Source organism: Chlorobiota bacterium (assembly GCA_016700335.1).
GTDB lineage: Bacteria > Bacteroidota > Ignavibacteria > OLB7 > OLB7.
This window is the reverse complement of sequence record CP065014.1, coordinates 1580251-1605794: the sequence shown is the minus strand read 5'-3', so window position 1 is coordinate 1605794 and position 25544 is coordinate 1580251. Positions and strand designations below refer to the sequence as shown.

At 27.5% G+C, this 25544-nt stretch carries 23 protein-coding genes and 1 pseudogene; 8 read left to right on the top strand and 16 right to left on the bottom strand.

The window, feature by feature from the left end; genetic code table 11:
* Positions 1 to 64: 64 nt before the first annotated feature.
* Positions 65 to 1528: a cysteine--tRNA ligase gene (locus IPP08_06580; protein QQS65455.1), complete on the bottom strand. Its 1464-nt coding sequence runs from the start codon at positions 1526 to 1528 to the stop codon at positions 65 to 67.
* A 49-nt stretch (positions 1529 to 1577) separates the two neighbouring features.
* Here IPP08_06580 and IPP08_06575 point away from each other — a divergent pair, with 49 nt between their 5' ends.
* A complete protein-coding gene (locus IPP08_06575; GenBank protein ID QQS65454.1) occupies positions 1578 to 1895 on the top strand; it encodes a DUF971 domain-containing protein in 318 nt (105 codons plus the stop codon).
* Between the two features lie 56 nt (positions 1896 to 1951).
* On the opposite strand, the gene IPP08_06570 is transcribed toward IPP08_06575, so the two are convergent.
* A complete protein-coding gene (locus IPP08_06570) occupies positions 1952 to 2503 on the bottom strand; it encodes an adenylate kinase (GenBank protein ID QQS65453.1) in 552 nt (183 codons plus the stop codon).
* 207 nt (positions 2504 to 2710) lie between these two features.
* Here IPP08_06570 and IPP08_06565 point away from each other — a divergent pair, with 207 nt between their 5' ends.
* The gene (locus tag IPP08_06565) at positions 2711 to 4165 is read left to right on the top strand and encodes a phosphotransferase (protein ID QQS65452.1); all 1455 of its coding nucleotides are present in this window, start codon (positions 2711 to 2713) and stop codon (positions 4163 to 4165) included.
* Positions 4166 to 4170: 5 nt separating this feature from the next.
* Here IPP08_06565 and IPP08_06560 read toward each other — a convergent pair whose 3' ends face one another.
* Positions 4171 to 4914, bottom strand: a complete 744-nt coding sequence (locus tag IPP08_06560) for a hypothetical protein (GenBank protein QQS65451.1) — start codon at positions 4912 to 4914, stop codon at positions 4171 to 4173.
* Between the two features lie 138 nt (positions 4915 to 5052).
* Between IPP08_06560 and IPP08_06555 the strand changes: the two genes are divergently transcribed.
* Both IPP08_06555 and rlmB read left to right on the top strand, forming a co-directional pair.
* The gene (locus IPP08_06555) at positions 5053 to 5877 is read left to right on the top strand and encodes a prolipoprotein diacylglyceryl transferase (GenBank protein ID QQS65450.1); all 825 of its coding nucleotides are present in this window, start codon (positions 5053 to 5055) and stop codon (positions 5875 to 5877) included.
* A 5-nt stretch (positions 5878 to 5882) separates the two neighbouring features.
* Positions 5883 to 6632: a 23S rRNA (guanosine(2251)-2'-O)-methyltransferase RlmB gene (gene rlmB / locus IPP08_06550; protein ID QQS65449.1), complete on the top strand. Its 750-nt coding sequence runs from the start codon at positions 5883 to 5885 to the stop codon at positions 6630 to 6632.
* 121 nt (positions 6633 to 6753) lie between these two features.
* Here rlmB and kynU read toward each other — a convergent pair whose 3' ends face one another.
* The 11 genes and pseudogenes from kynU to IPP08_06495 all read right to left on the bottom strand — a co-directional run bounded on the left by kynU (position 6754) and on the right by IPP08_06495 (position 17401).
* Positions 6754 to 8001 carry a kynureninase gene (kynU, locus tag IPP08_06545; protein QQS65448.1) on the bottom strand — a complete coding sequence of 416 codons (1248 nt, stop codon included), beginning with the start codon at positions 7999 to 8001 and terminating at the stop codon, positions 6754 to 6756.
* A gap of 10 nt (positions 8002 to 8011) precedes the next feature.
* The gene (locus IPP08_06540; protein QQS65447.1) at positions 8012 to 8779 is read right to left on the bottom strand and encodes an SDR family NAD(P)-dependent oxidoreductase; all 768 of its coding nucleotides are present in this window, start codon (positions 8777 to 8779) and stop codon (positions 8012 to 8014) included.
* A 26-nt stretch (positions 8780 to 8805) separates the two neighbouring features.
* Positions 8806 to 10407 (bottom strand): bacillithiol biosynthesis cysteine-adding enzyme BshC, encoded by a 1602-nt coding sequence (gene bshC / locus IPP08_06535; protein QQS65446.1) that lies wholly within the window; start codon positions 10405 to 10407, stop codon positions 8806 to 8808.
* Positions 10408 to 10419: 12 nt separating this feature from the next.
* A complete protein-coding gene (locus IPP08_06530; GenBank protein QQS65445.1) occupies positions 10420 to 11178 on the bottom strand; it encodes an endonuclease III in 759 nt (252 codons plus the stop codon).
* A gap of 103 nt (positions 11179 to 11281) precedes the next feature.
* Positions 11282 to 12652 carry an RIP metalloprotease RseP gene (rseP, locus tag IPP08_06525; protein ID QQS65444.1) on the bottom strand — a complete coding sequence of 457 codons (1371 nt, stop codon included), beginning with the start codon at positions 12650 to 12652 and terminating at the stop codon, positions 11282 to 11284.
* A 10-nt stretch (positions 12653 to 12662) separates the two neighbouring features.
* Entirely contained in the window at positions 12663 to 13829 is a 1167-nt protein-coding gene (locus tag IPP08_06520) for a 1-deoxy-D-xylulose-5-phosphate reductoisomerase (GenBank protein ID QQS65443.1), read from the bottom strand.
* Positions 13830 to 13911: 82 nt separating this feature from the next.
* Positions 13912 to 14523 (bottom strand): ribonuclease HII, encoded by a 612-nt coding sequence (locus IPP08_06515; GenBank protein ID QQS65442.1) that lies wholly within the window; start codon positions 14521 to 14523, stop codon positions 13912 to 13914.
* Positions 14524 to 14563: 40 nt separating this feature from the next.
* A complete protein-coding gene (gene folE, locus IPP08_06510) occupies positions 14564 to 15151 on the bottom strand; it encodes a GTP cyclohydrolase I FolE (protein ID QQS65441.1) in 588 nt (195 codons plus the stop codon).
* Positions 15152 to 15180: 29 nt separating this feature from the next.
* Entirely contained in the window at positions 15181 to 15576 is a 396-nt protein-coding gene (locus IPP08_06505) for a 6-carboxytetrahydropterin synthase (GenBank protein QQS65440.1), read from the bottom strand.
* A 67-nt stretch (positions 15577 to 15643) separates the two neighbouring features.
* Positions 15644 to 16335, bottom strand: a pseudogene (locus IPP08_06500) (glycosyltransferase family 2 protein).
* Positions 16336 to 16402: 67 nt separating this feature from the next.
* Positions 16403 to 17401 carry a hypothetical protein gene (locus IPP08_06495; protein ID QQS65439.1) on the bottom strand — a complete coding sequence of 333 codons (999 nt, stop codon included), beginning with the start codon at positions 17399 to 17401 and terminating at the stop codon, positions 16403 to 16405.
* A gap of 142 nt (positions 17402 to 17543) precedes the next feature.
* Between IPP08_06495 and IPP08_06490 the strand changes: the two genes are divergently transcribed.
* From IPP08_06490 to IPP08_06480, 3 genes are all read left to right on the top strand, one after another.
* Complete coding sequence (locus IPP08_06490; protein ID QQS65438.1) at positions 17544 to 19250, top strand: methylmalonyl-CoA mutase family protein; 1707 nt, start codon at positions 17544 to 17546, stop codon at positions 19248 to 19250.
* A gap of 53 nt (positions 19251 to 19303) precedes the next feature.
* Entirely contained in the window at positions 19304 to 21358 is a 2055-nt protein-coding gene (locus tag IPP08_06485) for a DUF2723 domain-containing protein (protein QQS65437.1), read from the top strand.
* A 728-nt stretch (positions 21359 to 22086) separates the two neighbouring features.
* On the top strand, positions 22087 to 22584 hold the full coding sequence (locus IPP08_06480) for an OmpA family protein (GenBank protein ID QQS65436.1): 498 nt from the start codon (positions 22087 to 22089) through the stop codon (positions 22582 to 22584).
* Positions 22585 to 22654: 70 nt separating this feature from the next.
* Here the strand turns inward: IPP08_06480 and IPP08_06475 are convergent, their stop codons facing one another.
* A complete protein-coding gene (locus tag IPP08_06475) occupies positions 22655 to 23704 on the bottom strand; it encodes an RluA family pseudouridine synthase (GenBank protein QQS65435.1) in 1050 nt (349 codons plus the stop codon).
* 85 nt (positions 23705 to 23789) lie between these two features.
* On the opposite strand from IPP08_06475, the gene IPP08_06470 reads away from it, so the two are divergent.
* The gene (locus IPP08_06470; GenBank protein QQS65434.1) at positions 23790 to 24101 is read left to right on the top strand and encodes an MGMT family protein; all 312 of its coding nucleotides are present in this window, start codon (positions 23790 to 23792) and stop codon (positions 24099 to 24101) included.
* A gap of 29 nt (positions 24102 to 24130) precedes the next feature.
* On the opposite strand, the gene IPP08_06465 is transcribed toward IPP08_06470, so the two are convergent.
* Positions 24131 to 25504: an inorganic phosphate transporter gene (locus IPP08_06465; GenBank protein QQS65433.1), complete on the bottom strand. Its 1374-nt coding sequence runs from the start codon at positions 25502 to 25504 to the stop codon at positions 24131 to 24133.
* Positions 25505 to 25544: the final 40 nt, after the last annotated feature.

Below are 25544 nucleotides of genomic sequence, written 5' to 3'. Positions count from 1 at the left end.
TCAATTAGTAGTTTTAAATTAGAATATGAATCTTTAAACTCTGTTAGTCTGAATATGTTACTAATTAATTTATATTCCATCTTGGACCATCTTTAGTATCTTGAATATCAATACCAGCATTCTTCAACTCATCACGTATTAAGTCACTTGTAGAATAGTCTTTATTCACTTTTGCAGTTTTTCTAATATCAAAAATTAATTTCATTAGTTTTTCAGTTACATCACTTTCAATCTTTATGGAATTGAAAATATCTAGTCCTAAAATATCCCCAAAAGAAAATTTAAATCCAGAATAGTATTTTTTAAGTAAATCAATATCTATTTTTTTTTGATCTAACAATTTATGAAGATCTGTTATTCCTTTAAAAAGAGATGCTATTGCATTAGGAGTATTGAAATCATCATTCATAAATTCAATAAATTCTTTAATAAAATCTAAGTCATTAAAATCAACTTCAGAAACTTCACCAACCAAATATTTTAATCTTACTAATACATTCTTAAGTTTCAATAAACCTTTTTGTGAAGCTTCAAGAGCTTCAAAGCTATATTCTGATTGAGATCTATAATGACTTTGAATAAGAAAAAAACGTATTGCAATCGGATCAATAAGTTTATATAAATCATCCATATCAGTCATGTTACCCAAACTTTTGCTCATTTTTTGTCCACTATTATTTAACATATTATTATGCATCCAATAGTTTACAAATGGTTTACCATTTGCAGCTTGAGACTGTGCAATCTCGCATTCATGATGAGGGAATTGATTATCTAAACCACCAATATGAATATCGAATGTGTCTCCTAAATAAAATTTAGACATTGCTGAACATTCAATATGCCACCCAGGATAACCCCAGCCCCAAGGTGAAAGCCAAAGCATAAAATGTTCTTCTTTAGTTGCACCTTTCCATAAAGCAAAATCTCTTGTATCTTTTTTCTCAGATCTAACTTCAATTCTACCAGAATTAATCTGATCGTCTTTCAATCTTCTTGATAATGAACCATATGGTAAACTACCATTAAATGGTTTATTGATTTCATAATTTGTTATATCAAAATAAACAGATCCACTATCAACTTTATAAGCATAATTTTTTGAAATCAGTATTTCTATCATTTCAATTTGTTGTCTAACAAATTGAGAAGCATGTGGTAATCTATCTGGTTTCATAATATTCAACTTGTCCATATCATTTAAAAACAATTCCTCATATTTTGCAGCAACTTCAAAGGGTGATATATTTTCTTTCAAAGCTTGTCCTTCAAGTTTATCCTCTCCATCATCAGAATCGCCTGCTAAATGACCAACATCAGTAATATTCATTACATAAAGAACATTACTTTTTCCATATAAATGAATTAAAAATCTTCTAACAACATCAAATGCTACATATGTTTTTGCATGACCAATATGCATTTTACCTTGAACTGTAGGTCCACATCTATACAACCTTATTAAATCTTTATTAATCGGAATGAACTCCTCTTTTTCTTTGGATAATGAATTAAATATTTTCAACATAATTACTTTTCTTTATTACGGTTCAAATGAATTAAATTAATTTTGAACTATGAATAAAACTAAAATTCCATTAAAGATTTCTTTAAATAAAAATTCTGAGTTATTAATTGTTTGGAACGATGATTCTGTTAATGAAATAAAATTAAAATTGCTTAGAGATGAATGCCCTTGTGCTGGATGTAAAGGAGAAACAATTCTTGGAAAAGTACATTTACCAATATCTCTTCCTACTTACAAACCTGGAATGTATGAAATTAAAAATATAGAAACTGTTGGTGTATATGCAATTCAATTGTTTTGGAAAGACAATCATAACACTGGTATATATACTTACGAATATCTTCAATTATTAGCAAATCTAACTTAGTATTTTATTAATTTTAATATTAGTTTTAAATTAAACAAAAAATGATATTTACTTTTTTATTTTACTAAAGAATTTAAAATCCTTTCACTTATTTCGTTAAGTTCACCAACGCCATTTATCTGTATAATTTCCATAATATTTTTGTAAAAACCTAGAACAGGTGAAGTAAGTTCTTCGTAAACTTTAAATCTAGTACGAATAACTTCTTCAGTATCATCAACTCTTCCACGGTTTAACATTCTACTAACTAATTCATTTTCTGGTACTGTTAAACATACCACAAAATCTATATTTCGATTTTGTATATTTAAAGATTCTTGTAAAGCTTGAGCTTGATTTATATTTCGTGGAAAACCATCTAATATAAAACCATTTGGGCACTTATCAGTTGAAATTGCTTCTATTGCAAGTGAAGTTGTTAATTCATCAGGTACTAAAGTACCACTATCACTAAAAGCTTTTGCTTTTAAACCTAAATCTGTGCCTTCTGAAATAGCAGATCTAAAAATTGCTCCAGTTGAAACATGAGGTAGATTTAATTTCGATGCAAGTAATTCAGCTTGTGTACCTTTTCCTACTCCAGGTGCACCAAATAAAATAATATTCATTGTTAAAATTTATAAATTTAAAATGCGAATTTAGTGCAATAATATCATTAAGAAAAATAATTTGAGAAAATAATTGTAATCATTTTGACAAATATCTCTTATATTTTTGTGAATTATTTAAATTAAATTTATCCATTTAGTTTAAATTAATTCTAATTAACTTTTAAGTTAAATACAATATTTAATATCTTTATATTCGCAAAAAATATGAAAACTGAGTTATCTAAAATATCCGATTTGTATTGCTCAAAATTTAAAGAAGATCCTTCTGAAATTTTACTTTTAAAAGCTGATGGATCAAATAGAAAAATTTTTAGAGTATTTGGAGATAGAAAACAAACTTGTATAGCCGTAATTGGGGAAACATCAGATGAGAATGTGGCATTTATTTCTTTTACTAATTCCTTTAATAAGTTGAATTTTAATGTACCTGAAATTATTATTGTTAGTGAAGATAATAACATTTATTTGCAAACTGATTTAGGAAACGAAACTTTATATGATAGATTATTAAAAGTAAAAATGCTAAATAATACTTTTAATTCTGAGTTGTTAGAGTTATATCAAAAAGTAATTTTAAATCTAATAAAATTTCAAACTGAATCTCTATCTGAAATTGATTTAGGTTTTTCATATCCTTATCATTCATTTGATAAAAGATCTATTTTGTGGGATCTAAATTATTTTAAGTATAATTTTTTGAAGTTTATTAATGTTGAATTTCATGAAGATAAATTAGAAAGTGATTTCGAAAGTTTTACAAAGGAGTTGATTTCAGGAAGTTGTGAGTACTTTATGTATCGTGATTTTCAATCGAGAAATATTATGATAAAGGATAATGAACCTTTCTTCATCGATTATCAAGGTGGTAGAAAAGGTCCACTTGAATATGATTTAACTTCACTTTTATATGATGCAAAAGCAAATTTGAGTATGGAAATAAGAGAAAATCTAATTGATTTTTACATCAAAAATATTCAAACTAGAATTAAAATTGATGAAGATAAGTTCAGAAAAAGATTGCCAAAATTCGCATTAATAAGAATCCTTCAAGCTATGGGAACATATGGGTATCGTGGTTTATTTGAAAAGAAATTCCATTTTGTTTCAAGTATTCAATTTGCAATCAATAATTTGCAATCAATATTCACTAATTCATTACTAGATTCACAATGTAAAGAACTTAACAATGTTTTCTATCAGTTAATAGATTTAAATTTTAAAGGGGAATGGGCTATTAAAGCTAACATAATTCCAGATAAACTTAATATATTAATTCAAAGTTTTAGTTATAAAAAAGGGTATCCAACTGAGTATTCTGAAAATGGAGGTGGATTTGTATTTGATTGTAGAGCAATAGAAAATCCTGGTAGGTATAATCAATACAAAAAACTTTCTGGTTTGGATGAAGCTGTGATTACTTTTTTAGGTAATTTAAAAGAATGTTCCAACTTCATTACACAGATTGAAGCTATAGTTAGTGGAAGTGTAGATAATTATTTAATTAGGAAGTTTAATAATTTAAGCATTAATTTTGGTTGTACTGGAGGTCAACATCGTTCAGTTTATTTTGCTGAGTTATTAAGCAAAAAGTTATCAGAAAAATATTTAAAGAAATTAAATATTAATGTAATCCATACAAATAAATCAAATTGGGTTTGATAAAATTACTTTAGAATATTAAGTTTGGCATTTATTTTCCCAGTTCCATTTGATGTCATTCTTTTATAAGTAAAATTATTAATTGTAGTTGTTGGAACTAAAAGATTACTATCTAATAAAGTATAATCTATAATCATTTGAGAATTGTAACTTCCAAAAAAATAACTTTTATTTAGATTTTGAATTAACTTAACAATTCTCTTATCTACTTTGGATAAATAAATTTCCCCTGATCCATCATCAATCGTATAGTTTAAAACTATAATGTTTGTATCAAAAAATGCTGGTTTTTGTTGAATTATTTCACAATAGGTTGATTCATCTTTAGACAATAACATCCTTAAAATCTTAGTTACTTCGGCACCGAAACTCATTCCAGATAATTCTGAATTTTGTTTTTCACGTGGTCTGTCCTTTGAATCTTTAAAAGTATACATATCTTTAAGTAAAATTGAATCACCAATTACAGATTGTTCTAAAGGAGTAGAAATATAACTTTTCCCACTCAATTTATGAAGAATAAAGTGGTCTTCCAAATTTACTTTTTTATCATCTTGATTAATAACAAATGACAATTTACAATCAGCTTTAATTGGTGTATTTGAAATTTTTATACTATCTATCAAAGCTTGTTCTAATGTACTATTAATTATTTTTTTTGTTTCTAGTGAAGTAATTTTTTTTACATTATTACTACAAGAAACTAACAATACTTGAATTATTAAAACTAATAAAAATATATTTTTCATAAAACAATAATACGATTTAGTACATAAACTATTATTAATTTTGTTTGATAGTTCAATCATTTTTAAATTTGTATTGTAATTTAACCTGATAAGTGTTTTTATTCACTTATTTTTATCTAATAAAATATCTATAATAATTTGATTCCAATTTTATTCGAATTTGGTCCCATTAAAATCTACAGTTTCGGACTTATGATGGGGATAGCGTTTCTTACAGCTAATTATTTTTTTACTAAAGAGATAAAGCGTAAAACCATTAATGAAACAGTTGCAAGTGGTGTTGTTATGATTTCACTAATTGGTGGTATTGCTGGATCCAAATTATTTAGCTTATTAGAAAATTGGCATTCATTTATAGAGGATCCAATTGGTGAAATTTTCTCTCCAGCAGGTTTAACATTTTATGGTGGATTAATTGTAGCATCATTATCAATTTTAATTTATCTAAAAATTAAAAAGGTTTCATTTTTAAAGATTGCCGATTCTGCAGCCCCTTCCTTAATAATTGGTTATGGAATAGGTAGAATTGGATGCCAGTTAGCAGGAGATGGCGATTATGGCATACCCACAACTTTACCATGGGCAATGAGTTATGCAAAAGGTACAGTTCCAACATTAGCTGCTCAAAATTCTGGATTAGTTGAAAAATTTAAATTATTGTATCCAGGTAAAGAAATTCCAACTGATATACTTGTTCATCCAGCACCTATATATGAAACATTAATGGCTTTAATTATATTTTACATATTATGGAAATTAAGGTTAAAACCTTGGGTTACTGGAAAGCTTTTTGCAATTTATTTAATTTTTGCAGGAATTGAAAGACTTTGTATAGAGTTTATAAGACTTAATGAATTATATAAAGGTCTTTCTCAGGCTCAATGGATTTCAGTTGGGATGATTACTTGTGGATGTATAATGATTTTTGTGACAAAAAATAATAACTCTAATTCTACAGCTTAAAAATTATGATAATTTCAGGAAAGAATTCAGTTCTTGAATCACTAAAATCAGGTGGTAAAGGAATTGAAAAAATTTATATTGCTTATGGTACAAGTGACGATATTATTTCAGTTATAAAAGGAGAAGCTAAAAAAATTGGAGTAGCTGTTTCTATTATGGATAGAAGGAAATTTGCTGATCTTGAAAAAAGAGAAGTTTTAAGTGGTAGATCTCAAGGAGTTCTTGCATTGATGAATGAAATTGAATATGAAAATTTAGAAACCATTATTGAAAATGTTTTTAAAGAAGGGAAAATTCCTTTCGTTGTTGCTTTAGATGGAATTACAGATCCTCACAATTTAGGGGCAATTATCAGAAGTGCTGAATGTGCTGGTTGTGATGCAGTAATAATTTCAAAAAAGGATTCTGTTAGCGTTAATGAAACAGTAATGAGGACAAGTGCTGGTGCTGCAAAACATATACCAGTATGTAGGGAAGATAATTTAGTTGATAGCCTTAGAAGCCTTAAAGTTGCTGGCTTAGAAATAGTTGGTTTATCTGAACATTGCAAAAATGATTACACAAAAGAGAGTTTCTTAAAACCAATTTGTATTGTTATTGGTAATGAAGGAGATGGATTTACTCAACAAGTAAAAAGAGAATGTACATCTTTAGTAAGAATAAATATGCTTGGTAAAATAAACTCATTGAATGCTTCAGTGGCTGCAGCAGTAGTAATTTTCGAAATTAATAGACAAAAGAATTTAGTTATATAAATCTTGTAAAATGAATTTTAAAGTTAGTCATTTGATTTATTTTTCTTTGTATAATATATCCAAATAACAATTTTTAAAAAGGAAACTAGTTTCTGTATAACCACTTATTTGTTATTAATGATTAAATAATTTCCTTTAATACTTGAACAAATTTGTAAACATCCATGTAAGAATTATAAAGTGGGACTGGAGCAATTCTTATTACATCAGGAGTTCTGATATCAACAATTATACCTGCTAATCTTAATTTATCTTGAACAGTTTTTACTGGAAGATTTAACCTAATAGATAATTGGCTACCTCTATCAGCTTTATTTGATGGAGTAATTATTTTTAATTTATCAATGTCTAATTCCAAAAGTAATTCTTCTAAAAATCCTGTTAAAAGTTTAGATTTATTATAAATATTAATCATTCCAGCATCTTTAAAAATTTCTAATGCAACTTTATGTATTGCCATTGGAATCACTGGTGCATTGCTAGTTTGCCACGCTGATGCACCATATTGAGGTACAAATTTTTCAGGCATATTAAATCTTGTTTTTGGATCATTGCTCCACCAACCAGCAAATCTTTTTAAGTCTAAATTATGTGCATATTTGAGGTGGACAAAAATTGAACCAACACTGCCAGGACCAGAATTTAAATATTTATATCCACACCATGCAGCAAAATCAACATTCCAATCATGTAATTTTAATTCTACATTTCCAGCAGCATGTGCTAAATCCCAACCTACAATACATCCATATTTGTGAGCTTCATGAGTAATTTCTTGAATGTCAAAAAATTGACCTGTAAAAAAATTGACTCCACTTAACATTACTAAAGCTATTTCATTACCATGTTTATTTATAATATCAATAATATCTTCTTTTCGCAATATATCTTCTCCTTCTCTTGGATTTATATAAATTATTGATGATTCAACATCATAACCATGAAATAAAACTTGAGTTTGTACTGCATAATTATCAGATGGGAATGGGTTCTTCTCTATTAATATTTTATGTCTTAAAGGAGTTGGATTATAAAACGAGACCATCAATAAATGTAAATTATTAGTTAATGACCCCATAACACAATACTCTTCTGGCAATGCACCAAATAAATTAGAGTATGGTTTGAAAAATTCATGATAATTATACCAAGGGTTTGCTGCTTCAAAGTGTCCTTCAACTCCAAGTTTACCCCAATCATTTAATTCTATATTAATTGCATTACTTACTTCTTTAGGTTGTAATCCTAATGAATTCCCACAGAAATACAAATATGGTTCACCATTTGGTTGAATTGGAAATAAAAATTTTTCTCTAAATGATGATAAAATATCTTCTTTATCTAATTGCTGTGCTCTTATGATTGACATAGAATATTTATTAAATTAAGTCTCTTTTTACAATTGTTGCTGATGATTGTGCGATAGGCATAATTACTATCTCATTAATAACTACATTAGCTGGCCTAGAAGCAGCATAAATTATTGCATCTGCTACATCTTCAGGAGTTAGTGGAGTCATTCCTTGATAAGGTAGTTTAGCTTTAACTTCATCACCATGAAATCTTACTAAAGAAAATTCTGTTTCAACTAAACCTGGATCAATTGAGGTAACTTTTATTCCAGTTCCATTTAAATCGATTCTCATTCCTTGAGTTATTCCATCTACCGCAAATTTACTTGCACAATACACATTTCCCTTTGGATATACTTCATGACCAGCAATTGAACCTATATTAATTATATGCCCAGTTTTACGATCTATCATCCTTGGAATTACAACACGACTGATATATAATAATCCCTTTACATTTGTATCAATCATTTCATCCCAATCATTTATATCTCCATTCTGAAAATAGTCTAATCCTCTGCTAAGCCCAGCATTATTAACAAGTATATCTATAGATTTCCATTGATTCGGCAAATTTTCTAATGTATTTTTTACTTCATTTTGATTTCTAACATCCAAAGAAATTACTTTAATATTTGAATTTGATAATTCATCTTTTAAAAACTCTAATTTTTCACTACGTCTAGCACAAATCAATAAATTTGCACCTTCATTTGCAAAAGCTTTTACTGTTGCATAACCGATTCCTGATGACCCACCAGTCACAAATACAGTTTTACCTGAAAACTTATTCATAAAATTATATAAAATATAATTGGAATTTAATTGATTTCAATGATTTGTAAAATTCCATTTTTGCAATCAATTTTATCAAAAGTGTTTTGAAACTTATCTAATCCATATTTGTTTATAAAATACAATGGAGATAAAGCCCGTTCTTGATGAATTTTATTTGGCATAATAGATTGAATAATATTATTATATCTATCTAAAGAAATTTTATGCCTCTTTTTAATGGAAGAAATAATTTTCTGTGTTAAAATTTCAATCTCTTTCTCTGTCTTAGAAATTAATGCTAAAAGAGAACTATTTAATGTTGAATCATATTTATCTATTAAAGTTGAAAACGCCTTTAAGGAATCATTTAGTTCATTTTTTAAATTTTCTTTTATTGTAATTATCTCATTTAACACATTTTCATCAACTAAATCTTTCAATAGATCAAAATTAATATTGAAAAATTTATCAAAGTCAATTTTAACATTTTCAATATTTCTTTTTACTCTTGATTCTAAAATAAATACAAATGGTCTTGGAGCAATTATTGGAGCAATTATCCCCATAACACTGTATCCTGGTCTTATTTGACGTAAGTATGCTAATTCAGTTGGACCACCAAGAAAAACCGCCGTTGGGAAAATAGCGTCCTGCATAATAGGGCGTAAAGTAACCTTTGGTGAAAAAATCTCAGGTGATAAATCTGTTAACTCAGATAATTCATTTTTAGTAAAAACAATCTCTTTATTTTTTGTATGATAACTACCGTTTTCAATTTCTAAACTTAGCCTTTCATTTTCGTGTGTTATAAAAGTTTGCGGTGAAGTTAACTTTATTGGAGTTTGTATATTATTGGATTGTAATTCTAGGGTATTTAAATTTATTGAATTAAATAGTATTTCTGGATTTAAAATTTCTTTTTTTAAAATATTTTTTGCTAATCTCTTTAAACTAGGATTCCGAGATGATGCAATTATTAAGTTTGTATTCCCCAAAATATAATATAACAATTTTGAAAACCCATCACTAAAATTAGAATCAATATAAAATGATTTTATTTTATCAAGCAGATCATTTGTGAACTCTGTTTCAATTAATGAATCTTTTAAACAACTTATTAGTTTTTGAAAATTGTTAACATTAACAAATCTCTCTCCAACATGCAGCCTTCTGTTATCATCATTTTCTAGCCATAATTTTTGATATTCATTACCATTATTTATAATTCCTAAATTTCTTATTTCATCAAAATCATGATCATCACCTTCTAACCAAAAAACTGGTACAAATTGTTTATCAGGAAATTTCAAGCTTAATTTTTCAGCTAATTTAATTGTACCAATTGCCTTATATATAATGTAAAGTGGACTACAACACAAGCCGGGTTGTTGACCGGACATTATAGTATAGCAATTTTCATTTAATATTTTAGTATTTGCCTCAAAGGCATTTTGAGGGGCGTTCCACTTAATTAGATCTTCTTTTATACTATTTACTAAAATTTCACGATGAGATTTATTGAAATTTTCTATAGATCTAAGTTCTGAAATTTCATCAAATTGATTATTAAATAATATTCCATTTTCATCTGATACATCACTTAAAAAGCTAGGATAATTTGTATTTGAAAGTTTAACCTCAATCATGATAAATATTATTTAAATTAAATTATCCATTAAAAAAAAATTGTTTTTGACATTTAAAACATCAAATTTGAAATCTTCAAAATTACTTTTATGATCCCATTTGCAATATATAAATACAGGACATGAACCACAAAAAGGCTTTTGAGGTTTGCAAATATTTCTTCCATGCATTATTAAATTTAAATGAAATCTTGTTTTAGAATTTTTGGGTAAAATTTTATCCAATATATAAAATGCTTTATCAGGATTTTTTTCGCTTATAATTCCTAATCGATTTGTAATTCTAAAAACATGTGTATCTATTGGGCAAACATCTCTATATAGGGAAAACATTAAAACACAACTAGCAGTTTTCACACCAATTCCTTTTAGATTACAAAACTCAATTATTAAATCTTCATTACTCTTTGAATTTAATTCTAAGAGATCAAAATTATTGTATTTTTTATATAGAACCGAAATTGCATTAAGAATTGCTTTTGCTTTTTGATTTGCTAACCCAGCAATTTTAATTATTGCTGCAAGTTCCTCTTCCTTTACATTCAAAAATTCAATCCAATTGGGGTAATTCAATTTTAATTGAATAAATGCTTTGGAACTATTAACATCAGAAGTATTTTGAGATAATATTGTGGCAACTAAACAATCTAATATTGATTGACTTGGAATATAATTATCTTCTTTAAACCAATAATCTTCTAGAGATTTAACAATTAAATTAACAATTAATTGAAATTTTTTATCTATAAATATTGAATTATTATTTTTCAATTAATAGGTTAAAATATATTTACAATTATTCATTTTTATATCACTTATAATATTAAAATTAAAAGCATAATCTATTTCAAATCAATTGAAACTAAATGCCAAATTACTTTTTCATCAAATCATTATAGAAAACAAAAACTGTCAACAACAAAAAGAGGATCATTCCAGCTTGTTGAATCCAAATTTTAGCTTTTATAGGAATTTCTTTTCTAATCACCGATTCAATTGTTAAAATCACAATATGACCTCCATCTAAAACAGGGAAAGGTAATATATTCATAATGGCTAATGTAACCGATAAATAAGCCATTCCAGTAAGAAATGGAATCAGTCCAAGAACGAACCATTGCTTAGCTGCCTTTGCAATTGCAATTGGTCCTCCAACTGAATCTTTTAGTTTAGCTTCTCCACTAAACAACCTTTTGATCATTAAATATAACTGTTCAATGATAATACCTATTTGATGAATACCAGCACCAAAAGCTTCAGTAAATTTATAATTTAAAGTTGTAGTTTCACCATGATATTTATCTGAAATTGAAACACCTATTTTATTATCTAAATTTGGTGTAACTTTCAGATTAATTAATTTACTATCTCTAGTTAAAGTAATATTTACATCTTTTCCATTTGTTTTATCTAAATAGTCTCTAAACTGTTGAGAATTATATATATCAATTGCATCAATTTTATTAATTATATCACCAGGTTTGATACCTGCTTTTTCAGCTGGGGAGCCATCAACAGGGCTTTCAATTGTTAAAAAAGTATTACTAGAGTAAGGTATTAAAATATTAGAATTTTTTGTTGATAAAATTACTTCAGATTTTGGAATTATTATATCTGATATTGTTCCATTTCTATCAACTTTAATAGAGATGTCTTTATCATTATTTTTTAAATAAATTTCTTCATTTATCTCTTCAAAATATTTAATTGGATTTCCATTTATAGATATAATTTTATCATTTGATCTTAAACCATGAACATATGCTGAGCCTGATTCTGGCAGAAAACCAACTTGGTTTGTATTTGATAAAATTCTACCATTATACATATTTAAAACAGTATAAATGGAAATTGCTAATATCAAATTCATAATAACACCAGCACTCATTATGAATATTTTTTGAAAATAGTTCTTAGTTCTAAATTCCCATTGCTGTGGTGGTTTATTAGTAAAATCTTCATCCATACTTTCATCTATCATACCTTCTATTTTGACGTATCCACCAAATGGTAATGCTGACAATCGGTAATCAGTATGGTTACCTAAATCTAGGTCTTCTGCTATTTTACCAAAAGTAAAACCAGTTATTTTATTCCAACCAAACACTCTTGGTCCCATACCAACAGCAAAAACAGAAGCTCTAACTCCGCATAATTTAGCAGCTAAGAAGTGCCCAAGTTCATGAACAAAAACAAGTATAATTATTAAAACTACAAATGGAAAGATATATTGTATTATAGCCATTTATTTATTATTAAAATCGTTTGAATTCTATTATTATTTCTTTTGCAAAATTACGAGCCTCAGTATCTATTTTATTAATTTTTTCTATTGTTATTTCTTGAACATTTGAATCTAACTCTCTTAAACCATTAGTAATTATTTTTGGAATTGTAGTAAAATGTATTTCACGACGCAAATAAGAGGCAACTGCAACTTCATTAAGTGCATTTAACACTACAGAAGCTAAGCCTCCCATTTCAAGAGCTTTATATGATAATTCCAAACAAGGATACTTTTCTAAATCAGGTTTCGAAAATGTCAATTCATTTGTCATTGTTAAATCTAATCTCTGATAATTATTTGAAATTCTTTTTGGATAAGTTAAAGCATATTGTATAGGTAATTTCATATCTGGTAAACCTAACTGTGCTTTAACAGAGCCATCTAGGAACTGAACCATTGAATGAATTATAGATTGAGGATGAATTAAAACTTCTATTTGACTTACATCTAAATTAAACAACCACTTAGCTTCAATAACTTCTAAACCTTTATTCATCATAGTTGCAGAATCAATTGTAATTTTATTTCCCATATTCCAATTAGGATGCTTTAAAGCTTGTTCCAATGTTATATTTTTAAAATCTTCAATTCGAGTATTTATAAAAGGACCTCCACTTGCTGTTAATAAAATTTTTTCAATTTCTTTTTCATTTTCGCCAACAAGACATTGAAAAATTGCACTATGTTCACTATCTATTGGTAAAATATCAGAAGAATATTTCTTAGCTAATTTTGTTATAAGTTCTCCAGCAACAACTAAAGTTTCTTTATTAGCTAATGCAATTGTTTTACTCTTTTTGATTGCTGAAATTGTAGGTTCAAGACCAGAAAAACCAACTAAAGAACTAACTAATGTATCAATTTCATCATTTGCAGCAACATAGTTAAGATTATTTGAACCTACTAATACATTGGTCAAATCTCCAAATTGAGTAAAAGCTTCTTCCTTTAAATCATCATTTGAGACTACTACTGCTAAAGGTTTAAACTCAATTATCTGTTCTTTGAGAAGTTCAATATTTGAATTTGTTGTAAGAAACTTTACTTTATACAAATCTGGATTGTTTCTTACAACTTCTAATGTTTGAGTTCCTATCGAACCCGTAGATCCAAGTATTGTTAAATTCTTTTGCAAGAGAAAAAATTTTTTAATGAAACAATTTTTAATAATTAAAGATCAAATTATGAAAAGGTTTTTATATCCTGAAATGTTTTTATTAGAAAAGTTTCAGTTGAAAAATATTTCTTAAAAATGTAAGTCTATGAGTTTTAGATTCACGATATAAATTCAAAGCCTTGATATGTTCTTTTGTTCCATAACCTTTATTAGAAGCAAAATTATAAATAGGATATTCTAAATGTAGTTTTTCCATTAACCTATCGCGTGTTACTTTTGCAATTATACTAGCTGAAGCAATTGATAAACTAATACCATCTCCCTTAATAATTGTTTTACTATCTATATCTATTTGAGGTTTTATATTCCCATCAATCAAAAGAAAATCTGGTTTTATACTCAGGTTATTTACTGCATAAATCATTGCATTAAAAGTAGCTTGAAGAATATTTATTTTATCAATAGTAAAATTATCTACTATCCCAATTCCTATTTTACAGTCTGATAATAAAATATATTGAAAATATTTTTCTCTTTTAGATTTAGATAATTTTTTTGAATCATCAATACCAATATCAATAAATGATTCAGGTAAGATAACAGCTGCAGCAACTATGGGTCCTGCTAAGGCACCCCTTCCAGCTTCATCAACTCCTGCAATATTATTATATCCATTATCTAAACAAAAATTTTCAAAGTTTTTATTAGGCATTAAATTTAACTAAATTAACTATAAAAAAGTTTTGAAGTAATTAATGTAAATTATTACCAATAATATTCATAAACTCTTCCCTAGTTTCTATTTGAGTTTTAAAAACTCCTATCATTGAACTAGTTGTTGTAAAACTGCTTTGTTTTTTAACACCTCTCATAATCATACACATATGTGAAGCTTCGAGAACTACCGCAACTCCTAATGGATTTAAAAAATTCTGAATTGTTTGTGCAATTTCTGTTGTTAATCTTTCTTGTACTTGCAACCTTCTTGAAAAAATATCAACAATTCTTGGGATTTTAGAAAGCCCAACAATTTTACCATTTGGTATGTATGCCACATGTGCTTTCCCTATAAATGGTAACAAATGATGCTCACACAAACTCTGAAATTCAATATCTTTAACAACCACCATTTCATCGTATGTTTCACTGAAAATAGCACCGTTTAAAGTTGTTTCAATATCAATTGTATACCCAGAAGTCAAAAACTCAAATGCTTTAGCAACCCTTTGAGGAGTTCTTAACAATCCTTCCCGATCTGGGTTTTCACCAATCATTGATAATTGTTTTGTTACAATTTTTTCAAAAGATTTTGTTTTAAAATCACGTGTTTCCTTTATCATATTAATTTAAATATCTTATAAATAAATTGTTATCCAAAATACTCTGCAAAATTATTATCAGTTTCAAACACTTTTATTGAATGCAATTCACCTGATGGTAGTTTATCAACTAGTATATTCCAAAATACAATGCATAAATTTTCAACTGTAGGAATAATATTCTTAAAAATTGATATATCATTTAGTGTTTTATGATCAACTTTAGATAATATTTCAAAATCTATTATTTTTGCTAATTTTTTCAAGTCAACTACATAGCCAGTTTCTGGAGTAGGATTACCTTTAACAGTAATTTCTATAAAATAATTATGACCATGAACAGTATTGCATTTATCAAAAACTACTTCATTCTCAATATCTGAAAAGGATTCATTAAATAGCCTATGAGCAGCAGAAAAATGGGCTTTACGAGTTACAAATATCATTTTTATATACCAATTAATTTTATTTTAAAGAATCGACGAAGTATAATTAGTTATAGTATTTTATAAATTAAAATGCATATTTAAATATTATATATAATATTTTTAATCCAGCTTTTAATGAACCTGAAATTGTTCCTGATATTTTAGAATCACCAATTCTACTTCTATAACTGACAGAGACTTCAGAACATTTCATTTTCAGTTTAGCAGCTTTAACTTGCATTTCAACTGTCCAACCATAATTTAAATCCTTCATATTTAACTTAAATAAAGATTCACTTCTAATAGCACGAAATGGACCTAAATCAGAAAATTTCATTTTAAAAATTAAGTTTATTAAATAAGTAGCTAGCATATTCCCAAAAATTGCATGTGGTAATAATGCACCACTTTGTGCTCCCCCTAGATTTCTTGATCCAATAACTAAATCAATATTGTCTTTAGTAATTGGTTCAATTAATTTATAAATTTCTTCAGGAAAGTCACTATAATCTGCATCTAAAAATACAACAATATCAAATTTTTTTTCTAATGCATACCTTACTCCAGTTAAACAAGCAGCTCCGTACCCTTTTTTTTTTCGCTTAAAACAGTTGCTCCAAAACCTTTTGCAATTGATACTGTGTTATCATTTGAATTATTATCAACAACTACAATTTCATCAACTAATGATTTAGGTATATCATTAACTACTTTTAAAATTGATTTTTCTTCATTATAAGCAGGTATAACAACAACTATGCTTTTGTCTCTTTTAATATTAATTATTCTTGAAATATAACTTTGATCATTTATTAAATTTTCCAATGATTATTTTAAAAATTGTTTACTTAAATTTATTAATAAAAACTCCATCATCTGTTCCAGCAATTATTTCACCAGTATTCAACATTTTTAAATCAAAAATTTTAGTTGTAGTTGTACTTTTATTATAGGCAATCCATCTATTTTGTGATAATGAGGAAGATGGGTTCCATCTGAAAAATCCTTGATCATCTGTTCCTATTATCAATAAATCTCCTGTGGATAAAACTGAAGATGCAGCAGCTTGATACGGAAACCCAGAATTTAATACACTCCAGGAGTTGCCTTGATCTGATGATTTTAAAACTTTTTGAGAATCGCAGGCTGCATATACATTATTATTTGCATCTGAACTTAAACCTCTAACTAATAAATTAGAAAATGTATTAGGAGTTGATTTAGACCAATTAACACCATCATCTTGTGATTTATAAATACCATCACCATACGTTCCTAAATAAATTACACCACCAATACCGGTAATAGATGTTAGCTCAATATCTGGAATTCCACCTGCAACTTTCAACCATAATAAACCAGAATTGGTAGACAAAAATAATCCAGATCTAGTACAAGCAAAAATTTTATTACCTGACTGATAGAATGCATACACTCTTGGTGAAGTACCCTTAGGTGCAAGCCCATTGGAAGAATTTTTCCATGATGTATTACTAACATTTAGGTAAGCCCCAAAATTTTGTGTTCCTAAAAACTGACCACCTTCAGATATTGTATAAATAACAGTATCTTTTAATCCCATAGATGTCCAATTCTGACCTTTATTAGTTGAAACCCAAGCTCCAGTCCCAATTCCTGCTGCATAAATTGTAGTTCCTGAGGTTGCAACTCCCCTAATTGAATTAATATTTAAAGGTAACTTTTTCCAACTTGAATCAGCTTTGAGAGTATCAACTATTTTAGTTGAATCAGAATTGTTATTATCTCCAGTTGGGGTAGTTTCTTTACAACTATAACTTGCTATTACAAGAATTATCAAAAGTAGTTGAGTTAATTGTCTCATTTATAAATTTTAATTTTAAATTATTTAATGCAAATGTATAAAAGAAGTTTTTAACAAAAATAGATTTCATAATTAAAATTGGTTTCTCAATCTTTTTTAGTTACTTAAATTTGTTAATTATTTTTAACATTAAATTAAATCAATGAGTAAAATCGGAAATTCTAACAGTAATTCAATTATCATAGATAACGATCAATTAAGTTTTGAGTTTGCTCAAGCAAAAGAAAAATGGCAAGAAAATTCCAAAAAATCTAAAACAACATCTTGGAAACATACTACATTGTCAGGATATTCACCTGAGTTGTTATATACTCCTGAACATTTCAAAAAAGGTAGCTTTATTGAAAAAATTGGTTTCCCAGGTGATTATCCATATACACGTGGTATTCACAGTAATATGTATAGAGGAAAAGTATGGACAATGAGGCAATTCGCGGGCTTTGGAACACCTGAGGATACGAATGAAAGGTTTAAATACCTTCTTGCTAACGGACAGACTGGTTTATCAACTGCTTTTGATTTACCCACATTAATGGGAAGAGATTCTGATGACCCAATGAGTGAAGGGGAAGTCGGAGTTTGTGGTGTTTCTGTTTCGTCACTTGCTGATATGGAAATTTTGTTTGATGGAATTGATTTAAGTAAAGTATCTACTTCTATGACAATTAACTCTCCTGCAATAATGGTGTTTGCTTATTATTTAGCTGTTGCAGAAAAGCAGGGTATAGGTTTTGATAAACTTAGAGGCACATTACAGAATGATATATTAAAAGAATATATTGCTCAAAAAGAATATTTATTCCCACCTAAACCTTCTGTAAGAATTATTACAGATATGATTGAATGGTGTAGTAAAGAAGCTCCACAATGGAACCCAGTTAGTGTTAGTGGATATCACATTCGTGAAGCAGGTTCCACTGCTGCTCAAGAATTAGCATTTACTTTAGCCGATGGGTTTGCTTACGTTGAAGATTGTTTAGCTAGAGGAATGGATATTGATTCTTTTGCACCAAGAATTTCACATTTCTTTAATTCTCATATAGATTTCTTTGAAGAAATTGCCAAATTTAGAGCTGCCAGAAGAATATATGCAAGAAGAATGAGAGAAAAATATGGTGCTAAAGATCCTAAAAGTTGGACTCTTAGATTCCATACTCAAACTGCTGGCTGTTCGTTAACTGCTCAACAACCAGAAAACAATATTGTTAGAACTGCTTTAGAAGCATTAGCCGCAGTACTTGGTGGAACACAAAGCTTACATACAAATTCAATGGATGAGACCCTTGCACTTCCTTCTGAAAAAGCAGTAACAATTGCATTAAGAACTCAACAAATTATTGCTTATGAAACTGGAGTTATAAATACTATTGATCCGCTAGGAGGAAGTTATTTTATTGAAGCAGAAACAGATAGATTAGAAGCAGAAGCTGAAGCATATTTCGATAAAATTGAAGCTCTTGGTGGTGTTATTCCTGCTATTGAAGTAGGATTTTTCCAAAGAGAAATTGCAGATGCTGCATATTTTTATCAACGAGAGTTAGATAAAAAAGAGAAATTAGTTGTTGGTATGAATGAATTTAAAAACGAAAATGAAAAAATAGATATTCCAATTTTAACAATTGGAAAGGATGTTGAAGAAAGTCAAGTTAGGAGACTAAGAGAAATTCATGCAAGCCGAGATAATAATAAAGTTGAAGAAACAATTAATGCATTAGAGGAATCAGCCAAAGATGGGACAAACTTAATGCCAAGAGTATTAGATTGTTCTAGAGCATACGTTACTGTTGGTGAGATGTGTAGAAAACTTGAAGATGTATTTGGTATTTATGAAGAACAACCAATGTTCTAAATTTATACTTAATTATTAATTTGTTTGTAAAAATTATTCAATGATTAAAGTCAATGATAAAATTCAATAATTTTATAACTATAAAATCTGCCGCAATTATTTCTTCTATAATTGCGGCAGTTGTATATTACATTACAATGAATCCAACCTATGGTTTTATTGATCATGGTGAATTAGCAACTGTTGCATCTACACTTGGAGTTGCACATCCAACTGGCTATCCTACTTTAATACTTTTAGGTTTTCTATTTACTAAAATTATTCCATTTGAAAATGTTTTTTCACTCAATTTATTATCAGTATTATTATGTTCTTTGAGTGTTTTTAATTTAACATTTTTGTTTGATTACATTTTAAAAAGAAGTGTTAATCCAAGTAAATTTAAATTACAAAAAAAGAAAAATTTACATAAGAACTCAAATCGCAATAAAATTGATTTAGCTTTAAGCTTAGATACCAAATCAATTGATGTTTCTAATCAAGAATCTACAAGTAAATCAATTAGTTTAATTTCTGCTTTTTCAGCTCTTTGCGTTGCAACATCTTCATTATGGTGGGGTCAAAGTAATGGATTTGAAGCATATCCATTACATCTTTTTTTTATGCCACTAATAACATTATTATTTATAAAATTTGTAGATTTAGAACTTTTGAATAGTGATCAAATTTCTATCAAAAAAACTACAATTCAGGGTAACATATTTGTTTTGATTTTAGGTTTGTCATTTACAAATCACATGATGACAATACTATTTGCACCTGCATTTATATTCTATTATTTTATTAATTTAAAAATTAATAAAAAGAGTTTTTTAAGATTGATATATTTAACACCTTCATTTATTATCGGGCTTTTACCATATTTAATACTTCCTATAATTGCATTTACAAGACCAAGGCTTAATTGGGGAAACGTAGTTTCTTTAAAAAATTTTTTTAGTCATTTTTTTGCAAATCAATATAGAGTTTGGATGTTTCAAAATAGCGAATCTTTTAAAAGTCAAAGTCTTGATTTCTTTAAGTTGTTACCTACTGAATTTGGTATTATTGGAATGATTGTTATAATTGTTGGTGTTAAATATTGGTTCACTAAAAACAAACCTTTTCTACTTTTTTGTTTATTGATTTTACTATCAAATTTAATTTATTCAGGAGGGTATGATATACCAGATATAATGAATTATTATGTTGGATCAATTTTTTCATTAAGTATTTTATTTGTAGGAGGATTGAAGTATTTAATAGAAAAATTTAATGTAGCTATTATCACTTCAATTGCTTTAGTAATAATTCTATTAAACGTATTTTGTAACTTTTCATCTGTAAATGAAAGCAATAATTTCTTAGTAAAAGATTACACTAATAATGTACTAGATAACTTACCAAAAAATTCAATATTATTTTCATCTCAGTGGGATTTTTTTGTATCTGGAAGTATGTATGAACAAATTGTTAATAAGAAAAGGGAAGATGTAATAATAATTGATCCTGAGCTTATGAGAAGATCTTGGTACATTAATCAACTTGATTATAATAATCCAAGTTTGATGATTGGTATAGAATCAATTAAAAGTAAGTTCCTTGAGCAAGTTAAATTATTTGAATCTGATATGCCATATAATCCAACAGAGATTCAAAGTGCTTATGTTGGTTTGATTGATGGTATTATAAAAAATAATTATGATAAGAAATCAATTTTATTTAGTGGTGCTAAAGATGAAGGTTTTGCAAAGGGATATAATAGAGTTCCATATCATTTAGCATTGTTATTAACTAAAGATGAAAATTATGTTCCACAAAATTATGTTAATTATAGTTTTAGGAAAATGATAAAAGAAACTACTGGTATTGATTCTTATTTTCAACCAAAACAAAATTATTATACTTTAAAATTAAACGAAATTTATTGTAGGTATATTACTGCAAGAATGAATTATGAAACTAATTTTAACAAGCAAGAATTAATACCTAAATATAAACAACTACTTGAAAAATTTATGATAAATATTGATTTAAATGATTTAAAGAATGATAGTTATAAATCACAAAAATTGATGACTCCCATTCAAGAATATTTTTTAGATTTGGAAAATAAACTTAAAAGATAATTTTTTATTTGAACATAATTATAATTTATTTCATAAATGTAAGATATACTTTTTACTTTTATTTTATTACTAAATAAAATATCGTTATATCCACAATGTTGGATTGAAGTTAGAGATTTAGTTAGAGCAACTGATAAAATCTCAGATAAAAAAATACAACAAGAAGGATTCAGAAAGGCTTACTTATTAGCTCAATCAGTTGTTAAAGTTTCTTCAAAAGATTCTCATTCTTGGTTCTGGTTAGCTAATTAAGCAGAAAGATTAGGCAAATTGTAGGCTCAAATGAAAAGATTTAACTATCTAAAATAGTAAAAGATAATGCTGAGAAATCTATATCTTTTGATCCTAACAATGGTCAAGCATATATGAAATTAGGAGCATGGCATTTTTATGTTGCTGATTTATCTTGGTTGCAAAAGTAAGGAGCAAAGTTATTACATGGTGGTTTTCCACCAGCAAGCTATTAAGAAGCTGTTAAAAATTTATTTAAATCGTTAGAACTTGGAGTAGATAATCTGGTCGAAGTAAATTTCAATATAGTTTTAGCATATAAAGAATTAAACATGGAAAAAGATGCAAAAATCTATTTTAACAAATGTTTTAATAGATCACCTAGAAATGAAAAAGAGAAAGAATTCTAAAATGAAGCTAAAGAACAAATTAATTAGAGTTTAAAAATCAAAAAATTTAAAAAATCAATTTAAAAATAAATTCAATCCACATTTAATATGAAACTATTAGAGAAATTATCAATTATTGTCTTTTTATTTACATTAACTTCTATAACAATATTTAAGGTTAATGCAAAGCCAATTAATTCAACATATGTTAGATTACTACCTATTTTTTTTAAAGCAAATAGCTCTGAAATTGATACAACTGTTGGTTTAAATGAATCTAATATGCCAACCCTTTTAGATGCAATAAAAGTTAAATGTAATAAAGTTACATTAACTATTCAAGGACATTGCAGCTCACAAGAAAAGAAACAACCTCAATTATCTAAAGCTCGAGCAGAGGCAGTAAAAAATTGGTTAATCAGAAATGGAGTTCCTTCAAATAGAATTACTGGTATCTCTGTTATTGGAAGTAAAGTAGATTTAGTTTCTGAGCCAAGATCAAAATCTGCACGTTCTGTAATGGATTCAAAGTTATTACAATTAATTGAAGGTAAAAATAGATATGTAGATTTTCTAATGTCCGAAGCATGCTCAGAAAGTGATTAAAAATGAAAATTGTTAGAAAACATTATTGGAGAAAAACCTATTCAATAAAATAACATAAACATTGAAAAAATTATTTCAACCTTAATTGTTCAATTAAGTATTTCATATCATCTGGAAGATCTGAATTGAAGGACATATATTCTTTTGTTCGTGGATGTTTAAATCCCAAAGTTTTAGCATGTAAAGCTTGTCGATTTATTGAATCTAACATTTGAATAATTTTTTTTTTCTGTTTATTACTAATACCAATTATTGGTTTATCGCCACCGTAATCTTTATCACCAAATAATGGATTGCCTACATGCTTTGTATGTACTCTTATTTGATGTGTTCTTCCAGTTTCAAGTTTCAATTCTAATAATGTTGCATAATCAAATCTTTCAAGAACTTTAAAGTGTGTAATTGCAATTTTACCATCTTCTCTAGTTACTGCCATTAATTTTCTATTAGATTTAGATCTAGCTATATTTCCTTCAATCATCCCTTCATCTAATTTGAATTTACCCCAAGCAAGAGCCCAATATCTTCGTTCAATAGTTCTATTGGCAAACTGTTGAGCTAAGTTAGTAAGAGATTGAAAATTCTTTGCAACTACCATTATTCCAGTAGTATCTTTATCTAATCTATGTACAATTCCTGGTCTTAACTCTGGTAAATTTCCTACATCTCCATTTAATTCTTTTGAATCGTCCTGTTTAATATCTTCATCATAAGAAATAGAAACTGCATCTAAAATAGATTTTCCAACATGAAATAGAACTGCATTTATAAGTGTACCAGTTCTGTTCCCAAAGCCAGGATGAGTTACTAATCCTGCCGGTTTGTTAACTATTAATAAATCGTCATCTTCATATATAATTTCAATTGGAATATCCTCTGCAATTAATTCAATAGGAGGCGGTTTTAAAATGGTAACTTGTATTTCATCAAAAGGTCTAACTTTATAGTTAGATTTAGTCATTTTGTTATTTACTAATACTGAACCATTATCTATTGCATGTTGTACTTTGTTTCTAGTTGCATTAGAAGTTAATCTTGTTAAAAAGGAGTCAATTCTTTCTGGACTTTGACCTTTATCTACTGAAATAATATATGTTTGTATTACTTTATTATCAATCATTTAGTTTTTTGTTTTGTACAAATAAAAGGTAAATAAAACTAACTTTCTATATACTTATAATACGCAAATTAAATTCAATTATCAAATGAAAAAGAATTACGACTTTTATCAACAAGTTTACGAAGTTATAGAAAAAATACCAATTGGTAAGGTTACAACTTATGGTGATATTGCAGAAAGTTTAGGAGTTATGCGCTCTGCAAGGTTAGTTGGAAGTGCTTTAAGAGCAATTGGTATGTCTAGTTTACCTTGCCATAGAGTTGTTAATAAATCTGGTGAATTAACAGGGAAGCATGCCTTTAATCCCCCTACATTAATGAAAGAATTGCTATTAAAAGAAGGAATAGAATTTATAAATGAAAGAGTTGATATTAAAAAACATTTGTGGATTCCATGAAAGTTATAATGAATTTTTTATAAAAGTATTTAAATGAATATCCTAAAAATCCAATATAAACTTGCAGATAATATCATACATACAGGCATTGTTAGAACCCATGCAATAACAATATTTTTAATTGTATTTGCTTGTAAATTTTTTACTCCTTTTGTAGCAGTCATAGCCCCAGCAATTCCTGATGATAAGATATGTGTAGTGCTTACAGGCAAACCAAATCCTGAGCTTAAACCTATAGTAATAGCTGCTACAATTTCAGCAGCTGCTCCTTCAGCATATGTTAAATGAGACTTACCAATTTTTTCTCCAATTGTTACAACTATCCTTTTCCACCCTATAGTAGTTCCAATTCCTAATGATAAAGAAATCATCAAGATTACCCAAAATGGTACAAACTCAAAATTCTTTTTTAAATTTTCTATTTCTACTTTTAAAATAGATTTACTTTCAGTATTAATAAATTTCTTACCTAATTTCAATTCTTCACCTAATGATTTAGTTAAAGCAATTAAGTTTTTTCTTAGTTTTAGTTTGTTAAGAGTATTATTTAGTAAAGTGAATTCATATATTGATTTTTTAGAAATATCTATTTCTTGATATACATTATCAATACCTTCTAATTTAGATATTCTTTCAATATTTATTATAGATTTTGATAATTCATCTGGACTGAAATTTGAATTCAATGCATATTGTAATGGGAAAAAAGTCATCAAAATAATTAACACTAAACCAACCCCTTTTTGCCCATCATTTGAACCATGAAAAAAACTTACTGAGGTGCATGTTATAAACAGAATAATTCTAATCCAAGTTGGTGGAACTGAATTAGGTGAAGGAATATTGAATATTACATCTCTTTTACTTTTATTTCCTTTTAAAAATTGTCTTCCCAAAAACATTAAAACAATAGCAGATGCAAATCCAAAAAGAGGTGAAACTAATAATGAAGCCCCAATTTCAATTGCTTTTGTCCAATCTATTCCATCTCCATTTGAATGAAAATAACTAAACATTAAACCAACTCCAATAATTGACCCAATCATGGTATGAGAACTTGAACAAGGCAATCCTAATTTCCAAGTAAATAGATTCCAAATTATAGCTGAAACAATCATTCCTAACAACAATGCTATTCCTTCATGTATTCCAGCATTAGCCATATCAATTAAAGGGAGTAATTTAATTATACCCATAGCAACTCCTATTCCACCAAACATAACTCCTAAAAAGTTACAGAAGCCAGACCAAATTACAGCTTGATATGGTTTTAAAGATCTGGTATAAATAACTGTTGCAACTGCATTTGCAGTATCATGAAATCCGTTAACAAATTCAAAAACACATGCTGCAATAATACTTGCAATAAATAAGATACCTAAGTTTGTCTCTAATCCGAACATGTTTTTGAATTTGAATGAGATTTTTAACTTAAATAAATAG